Raw genomic sequence first — 16,754 nt, 5'->3', positions numbered from 1 at the left:
CCATGGCGAGCGATTCGACCCGCCTGGCGCAGACCCTGGTCGGCGCCGGCGTCACGCTGCTCGGGCTGGCCCTGGCGGCCGGCGCCCTGCAGATCCCGGGCGAGGCCGGCTATGCCGGCGTCGGCCCCAACTTCCTGCCCTGGCTGGTGGCCGGCGTGCTCACCGCCTGCGGCCTGCTGATCGTGCGCGAGGCGCGCACCGGCGGCTTCCGCGAGATGGACGCGCCCTCGGGCGGTGACGCCGCCTGGTGGCCCGGCGGGGTGTGGGTGTCCGCCGGCCTGCTGGCCAATGCGGCCCTGATCACCACCATCGGCTTCATCCTTTCCTGCGCGCTGTGCTACCTGCTGGCGGTGCAGGGCCTGCGCCGCGCCAGCGGCCAGGCGGCCTCGGCGCCCGCGGTGCTGGCCATCGACCTGCTCTCGGGCCTGGCGATCTCCGCGCCGGTGTTCTGGGCCTTCACGCAATTCCTGGCGATCAACCTGCCGGGCCTCACGCAGACCGGGTGGCTGTGATGGACATCTTCAACGCACTGCTCTCGGGCTTCGCCACCGCGATCACCCCCGTCAACCTGCTGTGGGCCCTGGTGGGCTGCGCCCTGGGCACCGCCGTCGGCGTGCTGCCCGGCATCGGCCCCGCGGTGGCCGTGGCCATGCTGCTGCCGATCACGGCCAAGGTGGACATCACCGCCTCGATGATCTTCTTCTCGGGCATCTACTACGGCGCCATGTACGGCGGCTCGACCACCTCGATCCTGCTGAACTCGCCGGGCGAGACCGCCTCCATGGTCACCGCGATGGAGGGCAACCGGATGGCCCGCAGCGGCCGCGCCGGCGCGGCGCTGGCCACCGCCGCGATCGGCTCCTTCGTCGCCGGCACGGTGGCCACCGTGGTGGTCACGCTGTTCGCGCCCTTCGTCGCGGAGTTCGCGGTCAAGCTCGGCCCGCCGGAGTATTTCCTGCTGATGGCGCTGGCCTTCACCACGGTCAGCGCGGTGCTGGGCAAGAGCACGCTGCGCGGCATGACCGCGCTGTTCGCCGGCCTGGCCCTGGGCTGCGTCGGCCTGGACCAGATCTCCGGCCAGGCGCGCTACACGATGGGCGTGCCCGAGCTGCTCGATGGCGTGGAGATCGTGCTGGTGGCCGTGGGCCTGTTCGCGGTGGCCGAGGTGATCTACTTCGCCCTGTACGAGGGCCGCCAGGTCGAGACGCAGAACACCATGAGCCGCGTCTACATGTCGGCCCGCGACTGGCGCCGCTCCCTGCCCGCATGGATCCGCGGCACCGTCATCGGCACGCCCTTCGGCTGCATCCCGGCCGGCGGCACCGAGATCCCCACCTTCCTGTCGTACGCCGTGGAGAAGAAGCTGGCCAAGGGCGAGGACAAGGCGGAATTCGGCACCAAGGGCGCGATCGAGGGCGTGGCCGGCCCCGAGGCGGCGAACAATGCCACCGTGACCGCGGCCATGATCCCGCTGCTCACGCTGGGCATTCCCACCTCCAACACCACGGCCATCCTGCTGGGCGCCTTCCAGAACTACGGCATCCAGCCCGGCCCGCAGCTGTTCACCGCCTCGGCCGCCCTGGTCTGGGCGCTGATCGCCTCGCTGTACATCGGCAACGTGATGCTGCTGGTGCTGAACCTGCCGCTGGTGAAGGTGTGGGTGAAGCTGCTGAAGATCCCCAAGCCGCAGCTGTACGCCGGCATCCTGATCTTCGCCACGGTGGGCGCCTACGGCATGCGCCAGAGCGCGTTCGACCTGGTGCTGCTCTGGGGCGTGGGCCTGCTGGGGGTGGTGATGCGCCGCTTCGACTTCCCCACCGCGCCGGTGCTGGTGGGCATGATCCTGGGCCCGCTGGCCGAGGCCCAGCTTCGCAACGCGGTCTCGATCGGCGAGGGCAGCGCGATGGTGTTCCTGCAGCGGCCGATGTCGGTGTTCCTGGTCATCGTGATCGCCGCCGTGCTGCTGCTGCCGCGCCTGTTCCACTTCTACGCCTCGCGGCGGCAGCTGCGCGAGGGAATGACCGCGTGACCACGCAGGCGACTGACGCAGCGCAAACACAACGCAAGTTGTTGGCGCCGGCATGACAACTGTCATGCGGCGCACGTAGGATCGGGGCCTGAGGCCGGTTTCATCCGGCCCAGGCCCCTTCCACTAGGAGACCCTGCCATGCAACGTCGCCACTGGCTCGCGCTTGTCCCCTTCGCCGCCCTTGCCGCCGGCTCCCTCGCCGTGCCCGCCTTCGCCCAGGGCAAGGACATCCGGATCGCCCACATCTACAGCCGCACCGGCCCGCTGGAGGCCTACGGCAAGCAGACCCAGACCGGCTTCATGCTGGGCCTGGAGTACGCCACCGGCGGCAACATGGAAGTGGCGGGACGCAAGATCACCGTGATCGAGAAGGACGACCAGGGCAAGCCCGACCTGGGCAAGTCCCTGCTGGCCGCCGCCTACTCCGACGACAAGGCGGACCTCGCCGTCGGCCCCACCTCCTCCGGCGTGGCGCTGGCCATGCTGCCGGTGGCCGAGGAGTACAAGAAGGTCCTGCTGGTGGAGCCCGCCGTGGCCGACTCCATCACCGGCGACAAGTGGAACAAGTACATCTTCCGCACCGGCCGCAACAGCTCGCAGGACGCCATCTCCAACGCGGTGGCGCTCGACAAGCCGGGCGTGACCATCGCCACCCTGGCCCAGGACTACGCCTTCGGCCGTGACGGGGTGAAGGCCTTCAAGGAGTCGGTGAAGAAGGCGAAGATCGTCCACGAGGAGTACCTGCCCGCCACCACCACCGACTTCACCGCCGGCGCGCAGCGCCTGATCGACCGGCTGAAGGACCAGCCTGGCCGCAAGGTGATCTGGATCCTTTGGGCCGGCGCCGGCAACCCCTTCAAGATCGCCGACCTGGACCTCAAGCGCCACGGCATCGAGATCGCCACCGGCGGCAACATCCTGCCCGCCATGGCCGTCTACAACAGCTTCCCGGGCATGGAGGGCGCGAGCTATTACTACTACGGCTTCGCCAAGAACCCGGCCAACGTCTGGCTGGTGACCAACCACTACACCCGCTTCAAGAGCCCGCCCGACTTCTTCACCGCCGGCGGCTTCTCCGCGGCGATGGCGGTGGTCAGCGCGCTGAAGAAGACCGGCGGCGATACCACCACGAACAAGCTGATCGCCGCCATGGAGGGCATGAGCTTCGAGACGCCCAAGGGCATGATGACCTTCCGCAAGGAGGACCACCAGGCCATGCAGTCCATGTACCACTTCCGCGTCTCGCCCCAGGCCAAGCCGGGCGCGCAGCCGGACCTGCAGCTGGTCAAGGAGATCCTGCCGTCCGAGATGGACGTCCCGATCCGCAACAAGCGCTGAACGCCCGGGCTCGATGGGCGTCCTCGCCACCCGCGACCTCACGGTGCGCTTCGGCGGCCATGTGGCCGTCAACGGCGTGACCTGCTCGTTCGAGCCGGGCACGCTCACCGCCATCGTCGGTCCCAACGGCGCCGGCAAGACCACCTACTTCAACCTGATCTCGGGCCAGCTCGCGGCCACCGCGGGCCGCGTCACGCTCGGCGGACGCGACCTCACCGGCCTGCCGGCCTCGCAGCGCACCCGCGCCGGGCTCGGGCGGGCCTTCCAGCTCACGAACCTGTTCCCGCGCCTGACCGTGCTGGAGAACGTGCGCCTGGCGGTGCAGGCCGCGAGGGAGGGCGCGCACCGGCGCGGCCTGAACCTCTGGAGCATCTGGATCGACCACGCCGCGCTCACCGCGCGGGCGCAGGAGATCCTGCGCGCGGTGGCCCTGGAGGCGCGAGCCGGGGAGGGCGTCGCCGGCCTGCCGCACGGCGACCAGCGCAAGCTGGAGGTGGCCCTGCTGATCGCGCTGGAGCCGCAGGTCTACATGTTCGACGAGCCCACCGCCGGCATGAACGCCGCGGAGGCGCCGGTGATCCTGCAGCTGATTCGCCAGCTCAAGGCCGACCGCAGCAAGACCATCCTGCTGGTGGAGCACAAGATGGACGTGGTGCGCGAGCTCGCCGACCGCATCATCGTGCTGCATAACGGCTCGCTGGTGGCGGACGGCCGGCCCGAGGAGGTCATCGCGCTGTCGGTGGTGCAGGAAGCGTACCTGGGGGTGAAGGCGGCATGAGTTCCGACCTGCTCACGCTCAGCGGCGTGCACACGCACATCGGGGCGTACCACATCCTCCACGGCGTCGACCTCGCCGTGCCGCGCGGCCAGCTCACCATGCTGCTGGGGCGCAACGGCGCGGGCAAGACCACCGCGCTGCGCACGGTCATGGGCCTGTGGCGGGCCTCGAAGGGCCGGGTCTCGTTCGACGGCCAGGACATCACCGCCTGGGAGACCCCGCGCATCGCCTCGCTGGGCGTGGCCTATGTGCCGGAGAACATGGGCATCTTCGCCGACCTCACCGTCAAGGAGAACCTGCTGCTGGCTGCCCGCGGCGCGCGCCGCATCGAGCAGGTGGATGCGGCGCGCCTGCAGTGGATCTTCGGCCTGTTCCCCGCGGTGGAGAAGTTCTGGAACCATCCGGCCGGCAAGCTCTCGGGCGGCCAGAAGCAGATGCTGGCGGTGGCCCGCGCGATCGTGGAGCCGCGCCGGCTGCTGGTGGTGGACGAGCCGAGCAAGGGCCTGGCGCCCGCCATCGTGCAGAACATGATCGAGGCTTTCGCGCAGCTCAAGGCCAGCGGCGTGACCCTGCTGCTCGTGGAGCAGAACTTCAGCTTCGCCCGGCAGCTGGGCGACACCGTCGCCGTGATGGACAACGGCCGCATCGTCCACGCCGGGCCCATGCAGGCCCTGGCGGACGATGAAGGCCTGCAGCAGTCGCTGCTGGGGCTCTCGCTATGAACCGCATCGATGTCGACTGGAAGCCCCTGGCGCTGGTGCCCCTGCTGGCGCTGGCGGTGTGGCCCTTCATCGGCTCCGCCTCGACCTGGGCCACGCTCACGGTGGCCGGCCTGGCCATGGGCATGATCATCTTCGTGATCGCCTCGGGCCTGACCCTGGTGTTCGGGCTGATGGACGTGCTGAACTTCGGCCATGGCGTGTTCATCGCCCTGGGCGCCTTCGTCGCCACCAGCGTGCTGGGCGCGATGGGCGACTACACCGCGTCGGGCAGCCTCTGGACCAACCTGCTGGCGGTGTTCCCCGCGATGCTCGTGGCCATGGCGGTGGCGGGCGGGCTGGGCCTGGCGTTCGAGCGCTTCATCGTGCGGCCGGTGTACGGCAACCACCTCAAGCAGATCCTGATCACCATGGGCGGGATGATCATCGGCGAGGAGCTGATCAAGGTCGTCTGGGGCCCGCTGCAGGTGCCGCTGCCCCTGCCCGAGGGCATGAAGGGCACGGTGCTCCTGGGCGACGCGGCGGTCGAGAAGTACCGGCTGCTGGCGGTGGTGGTGGGCGTGGCGGTGTTCGCCGCCTTGCTATGGACGCTCACGCGCACCAAGGCCGGCCTGTTGATCCGCGCCGGCGTGCAGGACCGCGAGATGGTCGAGGCGCTGGGCTACCGGGTGCGGGCGCTGTTCGTGGGCGTCTTCGCCGCGGGCAGCGCGCTGGCCGGGCTGGGCGGCGTGATGTGGGGCCTGTACCAGCAGAACGTGGTGCCGCAGATGGGGGCGCAGGTCAACGTGCTGATCTTCATCGTCCTGATCATCGGCGGGCTGGGGTCCACCACGGGGGCGCTGGTGGGGGCGCTGCTGGTGGGGCTGATGGCCAACTACACCGGCTTCCTGGTGCCCAAGCTGGCGCTGTTCTCCAACATCCTGCTGATGATGGCCATCCTGCTGTGGCGGCCCCAGGGCGTGTACGCCCTGAACAAGTGAGGGGAGGGCGGCCATGCTGACACGCCTGCTGTCCAACGATTTCCCGCGCAGCCGGTTGCTGGCGGCGCTGCTGGTGCTGGTGCTGCTGGCCCTGGCCTTCACGCCGTTCCTGGTGCCGGGAGTGAAGGCGCTGAACGTCGCGGCCAAGGTGCTGGTGTTCGTGGTGCTGGTGGCCAGCTTCGACCTGCTCCTGGGGTACACCGGGATCGTGAGCTTCGCGCACACCATGTTCTTCGGCATCGGGGCGTACGGGGTGGCGATCGCCTCCACGCGGCTGGGGGCGGGGTGGACGGCGCTGGGGGTGGGCGTGGGCGCGGCGCTGGCGGTGTCCTTCGTGCTGGCGCTGGCGATCGGGCTGTTCTCGCTGCGGGTGCGGGCGATCTTCTTTTCCATGATCACGCTGGCGGTGGCCGCGGCCTTCCAGACGCTGGCCTCGCAGCTGTCCGAGTTCACGGGCGGCGAGGACGGCCTGAGCTTCAAGGTGCCCGAGCTGCTGTCGCCGAGCTTCGAGTTCTCCGAGTCGCCGTTCCTGGGGGTGTCGCTGGACGGGCGCCTGGCCTGCTACTACCTGCTGTTCTTCACCGCGCTGGTGCTGGTGCTGGTCATGCTGCGCATCGTCAACTCGCCGTTCGGGCGGGTGCTGCAGGCGATCCGGGAGAACGAGTTCCGCGCCGAGGCGATCGGCTACCGGGTGGTGGTGTTCCGCACGGTCTCGAGCATCCTCTCGGCGCTGTTCGCCACGCTGGCGGGGGCGATGCTGGCGCTCTGGCTGCGTTACAACGGGCCGGACACCTCGCTGTCCTTCGAGATCATGCTGGACGTGCTGCTGATCGTGGTGATCGGGGGCATGGGCACGGTGTACGGGGCGCTGCTCGGCTCCGGCCTCTTCCTGGTGGCCCAGAGCTACCTGCAGGACCTCCTCAAGCTCGCCAGCGAAGCCGCCGCCGGCCTGCCCTGGCTCGCCGCACTGCTCTCGCCGGACCGCTGGCTGCTGTGGCTGGGGCTGCTGTTCGTGCTGTCGGTCTATCACTTCCCGACGGGGGTGGTGGGGCGGCTGCGGGCCAGGGGGCGGCCGGGCGCGTGATCGGGGGGACGAGCCTGCGGGCCTGCGGGGTCTTGCATCAAGGCGAGCGTTCGTTTGTCGGTCAGGTTCGGGTGGGGCTGCCACCCGCCTTCCTCCGGCAAGGTTCGCGTCGCGGGGCTGGCGGGTGGGCTCCTCCCGGGGGCCTGGTGCACTCCCGTGCACGGGCCCACGGGTCCCTCCGCCCACCCGCCAGCCCCACGCCGCTCACGCCGCCCAAGTCAAGGCTTCGCACCGGAGAGGCCACTTCCGTTTTCTCCGGCCGAGTCACTTCGGTGGTATTGGGAGAAAGTGTGGCTTCGCGGAGCGTGGGCCATGACGTCGGAAGGACAGTGCCCACGGTGCCCGCGATTTGGGGTGCACGTGGGCGGGAAAAATGACCCGGGTTCTTTCCGGCGCGAAGCCTTTACGTGTTCGTGCGCGATGCGCGGGTGGGGGCGGCAGGCGGAGGGGCCCGTGGGGCCGTGCGCGGGAGCGCACCAGCCCCCCGGGAGGAGCCTGCTGCCCCCGCCCGTGCAGCGCGCGCCGCCGGAGGAAGCCGAGGGAGGCCGAGACAACCAGTCGCGTTGATGCAAGACCTGACCCCAGCCCCCAGGCCCCTCAGTCCTTGGCCCCCATCGCCAGGGCCCTCTCCCTCTGCGCCTTCAACTCCCCCGCATCCGGCCGCTCCAGCGTCGGCCACCCCGCGAGGTGCGTGGCGGCGATGTCCGCCATCGCCCTGATCCAGGCCGGGTGGTCGTTCAGGCACGCAATGGCGTGGTAGTCCTTGCCGCCCGCCGCGAGGAAGGCCTCCTTGCCCTCCATCGCGATCTCCTCGAGCGTCTCCAGGCAGTCGCTGGTGAAGCCCGGGCAGGCCACGTCCACGCGCGCCACGCCGCGCCGGGCCAGCGCCTGCAGCGCCGGCTCGGTGTACGGCTCCAGCCACTTGGCCTTGCCGAAGCGGGACTGGAAGCTCACCGTGTACTGCGCCTTCTCCAGCCCCAGGCGCTGGGCCAGCAGGCGGCCGGTCTTGTGGCATTCGCAGTGGTACGGGTCGCCGGCGAGCAGGGTGCGCTCCGGGACGCCGTGGAAGCTCATGACGAGGTGGTCCGGCCTGCCGTGCGCCGCCCAGTGGTCCTCGATGCGGCAGGCCAGCGCCTCGATATACGCCGGCGCGTCGTGGTAGCGGTTGGCGAAGCGCAGCTCCGGCACCAGGCGGGTGCGCACGGTCCAGGCGTTCACCGCGTCGATCACGCTGGCCGTGGTCGTGCCCGAGTACTGCGGGTACGCCGACAGCACCAGGATCCGGGTCGCGCCCTCGGCCTTCAGCGCGTCGAGCTGCGAGGCGATGGAGGGATTGCCATAGCGCATCGCATGGCGCACCACCACCCGGTGGCCGCGCTCGCCCAGGGCGCCCTGCAGCAGGCGGGCCTGGCGCTCGGTGTGCACCTGCAGCGGCGAACCGGCGGGCGTCCAGATGCTGGCGTACTTGGCGGCCGACTTGCCGGAGCGAAGCGGCAGGATCACCCCGTGCAGCAGCGGCAGCCACACGGCGCGCGGAATCTCCACCACCCGCGGGTCGCTCAGGAACTCGCGCAGGTAGCGGCGCACGGCCGGCGCGGTCGGCGCGTCGGGCGTGCCCAGGTTGCACAGGAGGATGCCAGTGGTGGGAGCCTGGCCATGGGTGTGGGGAGGCTCGGGTCGGAAAGGAAGGACTGCGGGCATCCGGGTATTCTCGCCCCATGCTGAACCTCGAACGGATCCGGGCCATTTCGCTGGACCTCGACGACACCCTCTGGCCCATCTGGCCCACCATCGAACACGCCGAACGCGTGCTGCGCGAGTGGCTTGCCGCCCACGCGCCGATGACTGCCGCCCTCTACGCCAATCCCGGCGCCCTGCGCGAGATCCGCAACGAGATGGAGCGCCTGCGCCCCGACCTGCACAACGACCTCAGCGCCCTGCGCCGCGAGTCGATCCGCCTGGCCCTGTACCGCGCGGGGGAGGACCCGCTCCTGGCCGAGGCCGCCTTCGAGGTCTTCTTCGATGCCCGCCACCACGTCACCTTCTACCCCGACGTGCTGCCCGCGCTCGAATTCCTCGCCGCGCGCTACCCCCTGGTCGCCTTGTCCAACGGCAACGCGCAACTCCATCGCGTCGGCCTGGACCACTTCTTCCAGGCCGCCATCAATGCCCGCGAGTTCGGCGTCGGCAAGCCCGACCCGCGCATCTTCCATGCCGCCGCCGGCGCGGTGGACCTCACGCCCCACGAGGTGCTGCACGTCGGCGACGACACCCTGCTGGACGTGCTCGGCGCGCAGAACGCCGGCATGCAGGCGGCCTGGGCCAACCGCAAGGAGGCGCTGTGGCCGCACGAGGACCAGGCGCCCGAGATCGAGGTCTACGGCTTCAACGAGCTGTGCGACGCATTGCGCTGAGGCGGCCCACCGCGTGCTGCGCCGACAGCACCGCGCCCTCGAGAGTGGCGGGGTAGGGGCCGTCGACCCAGTCGCCGCAGGCCCACAGGCCCGGCGCGATGGCGATGCCCGGGCGCTCCAGCCCCGGCGTGCAGGCGAAGGTGGCGCGCTTCTCGACCACGGTGCGCAGCGGCCGCACCTCGTCCCAGCCCAGGGCGCAGGCCTGCGCCATCACCTGCTCCTCGATCGCCTCGCGCTCGCCGCGGCTGGCGCTCGCCACGAAGGCCAGCAGGCCCTCGGGCCCGCCCAGTTGCCCGCGGTCGAACACGAACTGCGCCGGCGCGTCCGGCCCGCTGGCCAGGGCCAGCATCGGCGCCGGCAGGCGCGGCCCGCCCGTGGCATAGACGGTGGCGATGGCCTCGTGCCGCAGCGCCCGCGCCTGCGCCTGCCAGGCCAGGGCGTCGATCGCGTTGTCCTCCACCAGGCGCAGCGCGTCCCAGCTCGGGCAGGCCAGCACCACCGACTCGAAGGCATCGCCGTCGACCAGCCAGCCGGTCGGCGACTGCACCAGCAGCGAGACCCGGTGCCCCAGGCGCAGCGTGGCGCCATGGGCCGTGAGCCAGCGCGCCGCGGCCTCGGGCAGCAGCTCGCCCAGGGGCGCCTGCGGCAGCAGCAGCCAGGAGCCGCCCCAGCGGCCCCAGCCGCGGCCGAACAGGGCGTCGCGCATCACCCGCAGGAACACCGCGCCGCTGGCCCGGTCGACCGGGGTGTTGAGGGCCGACACGCACAGCGGCTCCACCAGCTCGCGCACCACGCGCGCAGGCAGCGCCTCGCACAGTGCGGCGACGGTCAGGTGCGAGGCGCAGCGAAAGCCCGCCCGCCGCCAGCCGCCGGCCGCCCGCAGCAGGGCCAGGCGCTCGCGCCAGGACCAGCCGCGCGCGGTGACGATGCCCCAGGCCGCGTCCAGCGGCGCGGGCCACGGGGGCAGCGCCAGGCCGCGGCCCTGCGGGTCGCGCAGCGCCAGCGGCATGGCGTGCAGCACGGCGGCCGGGTCCACCCCCACCGCCTCCATCAGCGCCAGGGTCTGCCGGTAGGCACCGATCAGGACATGCTGGCCGTTGTCCAGGCGCGCGGTGCCGCCGCCGGGCAGGCCCACGTCCAGGGTGCGGGCGCGGCCGCCGAAGCTGCGGGCCGCCTCGAACAGGGTGACCTGGTGGCCGGCGCGCACGGCCTCGACGGCGGCGGCCAGGCCGGCCCAGCCCCCGCCGACGATGGCCAGGCGGGGGGCGGTGGCGAAGGAATCAGAAGCGCCCAAGGGCCTGCACCTTCCAGGCGAGCCAGAACTTGCGAAGCGGCGTCAGGCCGATGCGCTGGTGCAGCACGCGGAAGTCCTCGTGCTCGATCTCGCGCAGCAGCGTGCGGTAGATGTTGGCCATCATCAGGCCGGGCTTCTGGGCGCGCCGGTCGGCCGCGGGCAGCAGGGCCAGGGCCTCGTCGTACAGCGCATGGGCCCGCGCGGCCTGGAACTTCATCAGCGCGGTGAAGCGTTCCGAGTACTCGCGCTTGAGGATCTCGTGCGCCTTCACGTCGAAGCGCTGGAGCTCGTTCACCGGCAGGTAGATGCGCCCGCGCATCGCGTCGTCGCCGACGTCGCGGATGATGTTCGTGAGCTGGAAGGCCAGGCCCAGCTTGTGGGCGTAGGAGGTGGTGGCGGCCTGGGTCTGGCCGAAGATCCGCGCCGCCACCTCGCCGACGATGCCGGCCACCAGGTGGCAGTACCGCTCCAGGCCGGTGAAGTCGAGGTAGCGGGTCTGGCTGAGGTCCATCTCGCAGCCGTCGATCACGGCCTGCAGGTGGCGCGCCTCGATGGCGAATTCCTGCGTCCACGGCATCAGCGCCTGGGTCACCGGGTGGGTCGGGTTGCCGGCGAAGGCCTGCGCCACCTCCTTGCGCCACCAGGCCAGCTTGGCGGCGGCGACGGTGGGGTCGCTGACCTCGTCGACGACGTCGTCGACCTCGCGGCAGAAGGCATAGAAGGCGGTGATGGCGGCGCGGCGCGGCGCAGGCAGGAACAGGAAGGCGTAGTAGAAGCTGCTGCCCGAGGCGGCAGCCTTGTCCTGGACGTAATGCTCGGGCGTCATGCGCGCGATTGTCCCATCGGCGCCGCCTCGCGCGGGCGCATGCGCAGGCACCGCCACAGGATCACGGGGGCATCGGCCGCGCCCACCGTGGGACGGCGGCGGAAGCTGTCCCAGCCCGAGGCCTCGATCTTGTCGAGGATGCGCAGCCCGCCCTGGACCACCGCGCGCAGCTCCCAGCCCGCGCGCCCCGGCACGCGGTGGGCGATGCCGGCGCCGCGCAGCATCAGCCCGCGCGCCCAGTCGCACTCGCTGGCGACCAGCGCGCGGGCCTGCGCCGCGCCGGCCCAGGTGGCGGGGCGGTCGGGGTCCAGGCCGTGGGCGCGCAGGTCGGCGGCGGGCAGGTAGAGGCGGCCGCGGGGCAGGTCCACGCTCAGGTCCTGCCAGAAGTTGATCAACTGCAGCGCCGTGCAAACGTCGTCGCTCTCGGCCAGGGCGCGGTCGTCGGTCACGCCGTACAGGTGCAGCATCAGCCGGCCCACCGGGTTGGCCGAGCGGCGGCAGTAGTCGAGGAGCGCAGCGCGGTCGGCGTAGCCCTGGGCGTCGCGGGTGTGCCGCACGTCCTGCGCGAAGGCCGAGAGGAGGTCGGCCAGGGGCTGCACCGGCAGGGCGTGCGAGCGCAGCGCCGCGGCCAGCGGCCCGAACACGCCGGCCCAGCGCGCCGAGGCCGGGCGGCCGGCGGCGCAGGCCTCCAGGTCCTCCCGGTAGGCGGCCAGGTCGGCCAGGCGCTGCGCCGCATCGGCCTCGCCCTCGTCGGCGATGTCGTCGGCGGTGCGCGCGAAGCCGTAGATCGCGGCCACCGCCGGGCGCAGGGCCGGCGGGCACAGCCACGAGGCCACCGGGAAGTTCTCGTAGTGGTCCACGCTGGCCACCGGGGCGGGAGCGTTCGCAGGCGCAGGCGTCTTGGAGGGCAGGGGCTCGGTCACGGGCGCGATTGTCGCTTGGCGGGTTCAGCGATCCCCCTCCCGTTGAATTACTGACCGGTCAGTCACTAGAATCGCATTGACGCTGTCCTGGCGTCACCCCGACCATCCCCGCATTTCCAGGCCACCCCCGATGAACCCTCTGCCCGTCCTCCCGCGCGCCGCCCTGGCGCTGGCCATGACCCTGCTCCTGGCCGCCTGCGGCAAGGCCCCGCCCGCGCCCGAGCCGGTGCGCGCGGTCAAGGTGATCACGGTGGGGGCGGGCGCCGCCTCGGCCGCCTCCGAGTTTTCCGCCGAGGTGCGGGCCCGGGTGGAGAGCCGCCTCGGTTTCCGCGTCGGCGGCAAGCTGGTGCAGCGCCAGGCCGAGCCCGGCCAGCGGGTGCAGGCCGGCCAGGTGCTGGCGCAGCTGGACCCGCAGGACCTGCAGCTCGCGGCCGACGCGGCGCGCGCCCAGGTGGCGGCGGCCCAGACCCAGCGTGACCTGGCCGCGGCGGACCTGCGCCGCTACGCCTCGCTCAAGGACCAGGGCTTCATCAGCGGCGCCGAGCTGGAGCGCCGCGAGACCGCGCTCAAGGCGGCCCAGGCGCAGCTCGAGCAGGCCCAGTCGCAGCTCGCGGCGCAGGGCAACCAGGCAGCCTACGCACGCCTGCTGGCGCCGGCCGCCGGCGTGGTGACGGCGGTGGAGGCCGAGCCGGGGCAGGTGGTGGCCACCGGCGCGCCGGTGGTGCGCCTGGCCCTGGACGGCCCACGCGACGCGGTCTTCGCCGTGCCCGAGGACCGCGTGCGCGCGGTGCGGGTCGGGTCGGCCGTGGCGGTGCGCCCGCTGGCCGACGGGCCGGCGCTTACCGGCCAGGTGCGCGAGGTCGCGGCCAGCGCCGACCCGGTCACCCGCACCTTCCAGGTGAAGGTGGCCCTGCCGGCCGGCGCGCCGCTGGCGCTGGGCACCACGGTCTACGTGACCCCGCAGGCGCTGGCGCCCGCCAGCGCACCGGTGATCAAGCTGCCCACCAGCGCGCTGCGCCAGGAGGGCGCGGGCAGCGCGGTGTGGGTGCTGGACGCGGCGAGCATGACACTGAAGTCGCAGCCGGTGCAGGTGGCCGGCGCCGACGGCAACGAGGTCGTCGTCACCGCCGGCCTGCAGCCGGGCCAGCAGGTGGTGGCAGCCGGCGTGCACGTGCTGCAGGCCGGCCAGAAGGTCACCCGCTACCAGGAGCCGCGATGAGCGAGGCGCGCACCGGCGACGAGCCGAAGGCCGGCTTCAACCTCTCCCGCTGGGCGCTGGAGCACCCGGCCCTCACCCGCTACCTGATGCTCGCGCTGATGGTGCTGGGCTTCGCCTCGTACTTCCAGCTCGGGCAGGACGAGGACCCACCCTTCACCTTCCGTGCGATGGTGGTGCGCGCCTACTGGCCCGGCGCCACCGCGCAGCAGGTGGCCGACCAGGTCACCGACAAGATCGAGCGCACCCTCCAGGAGGTGCCCTACGCCGACATCATCCGCAGCTACGCCAAGCCGGGCGAGTCCTTCACCATCCTGCAGATCAAGGATTCCTCGCGCGCCGCCGACGTGCCCAACGTCTGGTACCAGGTGCGCAAGAAGGTCGGCGACATGCGCTCCACGCTGCCGGCCGGCGTGCAGGGTCCCTTCTTCAACGACGAGTTCGGCGACGTCTTCGGCGTCATCTACGCGATCGAGGCCGAGGCCGGCTACGGCTATGCCGAGGTCAAGCGCTTCGCCGACGACGCGCGCCAGGCGCTGCTGCAGGTGCCCGACGTGGCCAAGGTCGAACTGTTCGGTGTGCAGGACGAGAAGCTGTACATCGAGATCTCGCACAAGCGGCTGGCGCAGCTGGGGCTGGACATGGCCCAGGTCATCGCCCAGCTCGGGCAGCAGAACGCGGTGGAGTCCGCCGGCGCGGTGCAGGCGCCGCTGGACGTGGTGCAGGTGCGCGTGGCCGGCCAGTTCCGCGCGCTCGACCAGCTGGCCGCGATGCCGATCCGGGGCAGCTCGGGCGCGCAGCTGCGCCTGGGGGACATCGCCGAGATCCGCCGCGGCTACGTCGACCCGCCGCAGGTCAAGGTGCGCCACCAGGGCCGCGAGGTGATCGCGCTGGGCGTGTCCATGGCCAAGGGCGGCGACATCATCCGCCTGGGCGAGGCCCTGCGCGCGGCCACCGCCCGCATCGGGGCCCAGCTGCCCGCCGGCGTGAAGCTGGTGCAGCTGCAGGACCAGCCGAAGGCGGTGTCCACCTCGGTGGGCGAATTCGTGAAGGTGCTGGTCGAGGCCATCGTGGTGGTGCTGGCGGTGAGCTTCCTCTCGCTGGGCCTGCACAAGCACCACGACGGCCAGTACCGGCCCCTCTGGCGCCGCTACTACGTCGACATGCGCCCCGGCCTGGTGGTGGCCATCACCATCCCGCTGGTGCTGGCGGCCACCTTCCTGGTGATGCACTACGGGGGCATCGGCCTGCACAAGATCTCGCTGGGCTCACTGATCATCGCCCTGGGCCTGCTGGTGGACGACGCCATCATCGCCGTCGAGATGATGGTGCGGAAGATGGAGGAGGGCTACGACAAGGTCCGCGCGGCCACCTTCGCCTACGAGATCACCGCCATGCCCATGCTCACGGGCACGCTGATCACGGCGGCCGGCTTCCTGCCGATCGGCATGGCCCGGTCCACGGTGGGCGAGTACACCTTCGCCATCTTCGCGGTGACGGCGGTGGCCCTGGTCCTGAGCTGGATCGTCTCGGTCTACTTCGTGCCTTACCTGGGCAACGCACTGCTCAGGCCGAAGCCGGTGACCGCGCAGCACCAGGAGCATTTCGATACGCCGTTCTACCGGGGCTTCCGCCGACTGGTCACCTGGTGCGTGGCGCACCGCTGGACCACCCTGGGCCTGACCGTGGCCGCCTTCGCGCTGGGCCTCGCCGGCATGGGGAAGGTGCAGCAGCAGTTCTTCCCCGACTCCAGCCGGCCCGAGATCCTGGTGAGCTTGTGGTCGCCCGAGGGCACCTCGTTCGCCGCCAACGAGGCGGTGGTGCGCCGCTTCGAGCAGCGCTTGATGAAGGAGGATGGCGTGGAGGGCGTGAGCAGCTGGGTGGGCTCGGGCGTGCCGCGCTTCTACCTGCCGCTGGACCAGATCTTTCCGCAGACCAACGTCTCCGAGCTGATCGTGGTGCCCCGCGACCTGGCCACGCGCGAGGCCCTGCGCCTGCGCCTGCCGCAGCTGCTCGCCGCGGAGTTCCCCGAGGTGCGCGGGCGGGTCAAGCTGCTGCCCAATGGCCCGCCGGTGCCTTACCCGGTGATGTTCCGCGTGGTCGGCAGCGACCCGCAGCAGCTGCGCGCCTATGCCGACCAGGTCAAGGCGGCGATGCGCGCCAGCCCCAATACCCGGGGCGTCAACGACAACTGGAACGAGCCGGTCAAGGCCCTGCGCCTGGAGGTGGACCAGGACAAGGCGCGCGCCCTGGGCGTGTCCAGCCAGTCCATCGCGCAGGCGGCGCGCACCGTCTTCACCGGCGGCACCATCGGCCAGTTCCGCGAGGGCGACAAGCTGATCGACATCGTCCTGCGCCAGCCGCTGGCCGAGCGCGACGCGATCTCCGACATCGCCAACGCCTACCTGCCCACCGCCTCGGGCCGTTCGATCCCGCTGGCGCAGGTGGCCCGGCCGGTGTTCGGCTGGGAGCCGGGCGTGCTGTGGCGCGAGGGCCGCAGCTACGCCATCACCGTGCAGGCCGATGTCGTCGAGGGCCTGCAGGGCGCCACCGTCACCACCGAGCTGCTGCCGGGCCTGCGCGAGCTGGAGGCGAAGTGGGCGCCGGGCTACCGCCTGCAGGTGGCCGGCGCGGTGGAGGAGAGCAGCAAGGGCTCGGCCTCGATCGCGGTGGGCGTGCCGGTGATGCTGTTCATCACCTTCACCCTGCTGATGCTGCAGCTGCAAAGCTTCAGCCGGGCGATGCTGGTGTTCCTCACCGGCCCCCTGGGCATCGCCGGCGTGGCGCTGGCCCTGCTGGCCTCGGGCCGGCCCTTCGGCTTCGTCGCCCTGCTCGGGGTGATCGCCCTCACGGGGATGATCCAGCGCAACTCGGTGATCCTGATCGACCAGATCGAGCAGGACCGGGCGCGCGGCGTGCCGGCCTGGGACGCGATCGTCGAGGCGGCGGTGCGCCGGCTGCGGCCCATCGTCCTGACGGCGGCCGCCGCGGTGCTCGCCATGATCCCGCTGTCACGCTCGGTGTTCTGGGGACCGATGGCGGTGGCCATCATGGGCGGCCTCATCGTGGCCACCGCCCTCACGCTGCTGGCGCTGCCGGCGATGTATGCGGCCTGGTTCCGGGTGAGGCGCGAATCCACCGGCTAGAATCGCC

General features: G+C 71.7%; 14 protein-coding genes. 10 read left to right on the top strand and 4 right to left on the bottom strand.

Annotation, left to right across the window (positions count from 1 at the left end; all coding sequences use genetic code 11):
* Positions 1-2 precede the first annotated feature (2 nt).
* From ACT80S_RS01185 to ACT80S_RS01155, 7 genes are all read left to right on the top strand, one after another.
* The gene (locus ACT80S_RS01185; RefSeq protein WP_377411626.1) at positions 3-512 is read left to right on the top strand and encodes a tripartite tricarboxylate transporter TctB family protein; all 510 of its coding nucleotides are present in this window, start codon (positions 3-5) and stop codon (positions 510-512) included.
* Entirely contained in the window at positions 512-2,029 is a 1,518-nt protein-coding gene (locus ACT80S_RS01180) for a tripartite tricarboxylate transporter permease (RefSeq protein WP_377411624.1), read from the top strand. The genes ACT80S_RS01185 and ACT80S_RS01180 overlap by 1 nt, the downstream gene beginning before the upstream one ends.
* A 138-nt stretch (positions 2,030-2,167) precedes the next feature.
* On the top strand, positions 2,168-3,367 hold the full coding sequence (locus ACT80S_RS01175) for a substrate-binding domain-containing protein (RefSeq protein ID WP_377411622.1): 1,200 nt from the start codon (positions 2,168-2,170) through the stop codon (positions 3,365-3,367).
* Positions 3,368-3,380: 13 nt separating this feature from the next.
* Positions 3,381-4,145 carry an ABC transporter ATP-binding protein gene (locus tag ACT80S_RS01170; RefSeq protein WP_377411620.1) on the top strand — a complete coding sequence of 255 codons (765 nt, stop codon included), beginning with the start codon at positions 3,381-3,383 and terminating at the stop codon, positions 4,143-4,145.
* Positions 4,142-4,867, top strand: coding sequence for an ABC transporter ATP-binding protein (locus ACT80S_RS01165; RefSeq protein WP_377411618.1), 726 nt, complete (start codon positions 4,142-4,144; stop codon positions 4,865-4,867). The genes ACT80S_RS01170 and ACT80S_RS01165 overlap by 4 nt, the downstream gene beginning before the upstream one ends.
* Positions 4,864-5,844: a branched-chain amino acid ABC transporter permease gene (locus tag ACT80S_RS01160; RefSeq protein ID WP_377411616.1), complete on the top strand. Its 981-nt coding sequence runs from the start codon at positions 4,864-4,866 to the stop codon at positions 5,842-5,844. The genes ACT80S_RS01165 and ACT80S_RS01160 overlap by 4 nt, the downstream gene beginning before the upstream one ends.
* 13 nt (positions 5,845-5,857) lie before the next feature.
* On the top strand, positions 5,858-6,928 hold the full coding sequence (locus ACT80S_RS01155) for a branched-chain amino acid ABC transporter permease (protein WP_377411614.1): 1,071 nt from the start codon (positions 5,858-5,860) through the stop codon (positions 6,926-6,928).
* A gap of 597 nt (positions 6,929-7,525) precedes the next feature.
* Here ACT80S_RS01155 and hemH read toward each other — a convergent pair.
* Positions 7,526-8,629 carry a ferrochelatase gene (gene hemH / locus ACT80S_RS01150; protein WP_377411612.1) on the bottom strand — a complete coding sequence of 368 codons (1,104 nt, stop codon included), beginning with the start codon at positions 8,627-8,629 and terminating at the stop codon, positions 7,526-7,528.
* Between the two features lie 17 nt (positions 8,630-8,646).
* Between hemH and ACT80S_RS01145 the strand changes: the two genes are divergently transcribed.
* Positions 8,647-9,342, top strand: a complete 696-nt coding sequence (locus tag ACT80S_RS01145) for an HAD family hydrolase (RefSeq protein ID WP_377411610.1) — start codon at positions 8,647-8,649, stop codon at positions 9,340-9,342.
* Here the strand turns inward: ACT80S_RS01145 and hpnE are convergent.
* From hpnE to hpnC, 3 genes are read right to left on the bottom strand one after another with little or no spacing between them, the layout of a single operon-like run.
* Positions 9,314-10,636 (bottom strand): hydroxysqualene dehydroxylase HpnE, encoded by a 1,323-nt coding sequence (gene hpnE / locus ACT80S_RS01140; protein WP_377411608.1) that lies wholly within the window; start codon positions 10,634-10,636, stop codon positions 9,314-9,316. The two genes, ACT80S_RS01145 and hpnE, sit on opposite strands and share 29 nt — an antisense overlap.
* On the bottom strand, positions 10,623-11,462 hold the full coding sequence (hpnD, locus tag ACT80S_RS01135) for a presqualene diphosphate synthase HpnD (RefSeq protein ID WP_377411606.1): 840 nt from the start codon (positions 11,460-11,462) through the stop codon (positions 10,623-10,625). The genes hpnE and hpnD overlap by 14 nt, the downstream gene beginning before the upstream one ends.
* Positions 11,459-12,385 (bottom strand): squalene synthase HpnC, encoded by a 927-nt coding sequence (hpnC, locus tag ACT80S_RS01130; protein ID WP_377411604.1) that lies wholly within the window; start codon positions 12,383-12,385, stop codon positions 11,459-11,461. The genes hpnD and hpnC overlap by 4 nt, the downstream gene beginning before the upstream one ends.
* 130 nt (positions 12,386-12,515) lie before the next feature.
* Between hpnC and ACT80S_RS01125 the strand changes: the two genes are divergently transcribed.
* Together ACT80S_RS01125 and ACT80S_RS01120 are read left to right on the top strand one after the other, a co-directional pair.
* Complete coding sequence (locus ACT80S_RS01125; protein WP_377411602.1) at positions 12,516-13,604, top strand: efflux RND transporter periplasmic adaptor subunit; 1,089 nt, start codon at positions 12,516-12,518, stop codon at positions 13,602-13,604.
* Positions 13,601-16,747 (top strand): efflux RND transporter permease subunit, encoded by a 3,147-nt coding sequence (locus ACT80S_RS01120; protein ID WP_377411600.1) that lies wholly within the window; start codon positions 13,601-13,603, stop codon positions 16,745-16,747. The genes ACT80S_RS01125 and ACT80S_RS01120 overlap by 4 nt, the downstream gene beginning before the upstream one ends.
* Positions 16,748-16,754: the final 7 nt, after the last annotated feature.

This window comes from Ramlibacter sp. MAHUQ-53 (assembly GCF_052600055.1).
This window is presented reverse-complemented; position numbering and strand designations above follow the sequence as displayed.

Coding starts and splice junctions, on each gene's coding strand:
- ACT80S_RS01185 (WP_377411626.1), top strand. CDS start 3: ATGGCGAGCGATTCGACCCGCCTGGCGCAGACCCTGGTCGGCGCCGGC.
- ACT80S_RS01180 (WP_377411624.1), top strand. CDS start 512: ATGGACATCTTCAACGCACTGCTCTCGGGCTTCGCCACCGCGATCACC.
- ACT80S_RS01175 (WP_377411622.1), top strand. CDS start 2,168: ATGCAACGTCGCCACTGGCTCGCGCTTGTCCCCTTCGCCGCCCTTGCC.
- ACT80S_RS01170 (WP_377411620.1), top strand. CDS start 3,381: ATGGGCGTCCTCGCCACCCGCGACCTCACGGTGCGCTTCGGCGGCCAT.
- ACT80S_RS01165 (WP_377411618.1), top strand. CDS start 4,142: ATGAGTTCCGACCTGCTCACGCTCAGCGGCGTGCACACGCACATCGGG.
- ACT80S_RS01160 (WP_377411616.1), top strand. CDS start 4,864: ATGAACCGCATCGATGTCGACTGGAAGCCCCTGGCGCTGGTGCCCCTG.
- ACT80S_RS01155 (WP_377411614.1), top strand. CDS start 5,858: ATGCTGACACGCCTGCTGTCCAACGATTTCCCGCGCAGCCGGTTGCTG.
- hemH (WP_377411612.1), bottom strand. CDS start 8,629: ATGCCCGCAGTCCTTCCTTTCCGACCCGAGCCTCCCCACACCCATGGC.
- ACT80S_RS01145 (WP_377411610.1), top strand. CDS start 8,647: ATGCTGAACCTCGAACGGATCCGGGCCATTTCGCTGGACCTCGACGAC.
- hpnD (WP_377411606.1), bottom strand. CDS start 11,462: ATGACGCCCGAGCATTACGTCCAGGACAAGGCTGCCGCCTCGGGCAGC.
- ACT80S_RS01125 (WP_377411602.1), top strand. CDS start 12,516: ATGAACCCTCTGCCCGTCCTCCCGCGCGCCGCCCTGGCGCTGGCCATG.
- ACT80S_RS01120 (WP_377411600.1), top strand. CDS start 13,601: ATGAGCGAGGCGCGCACCGGCGACGAGCCGAAGGCCGGCTTCAACCTC.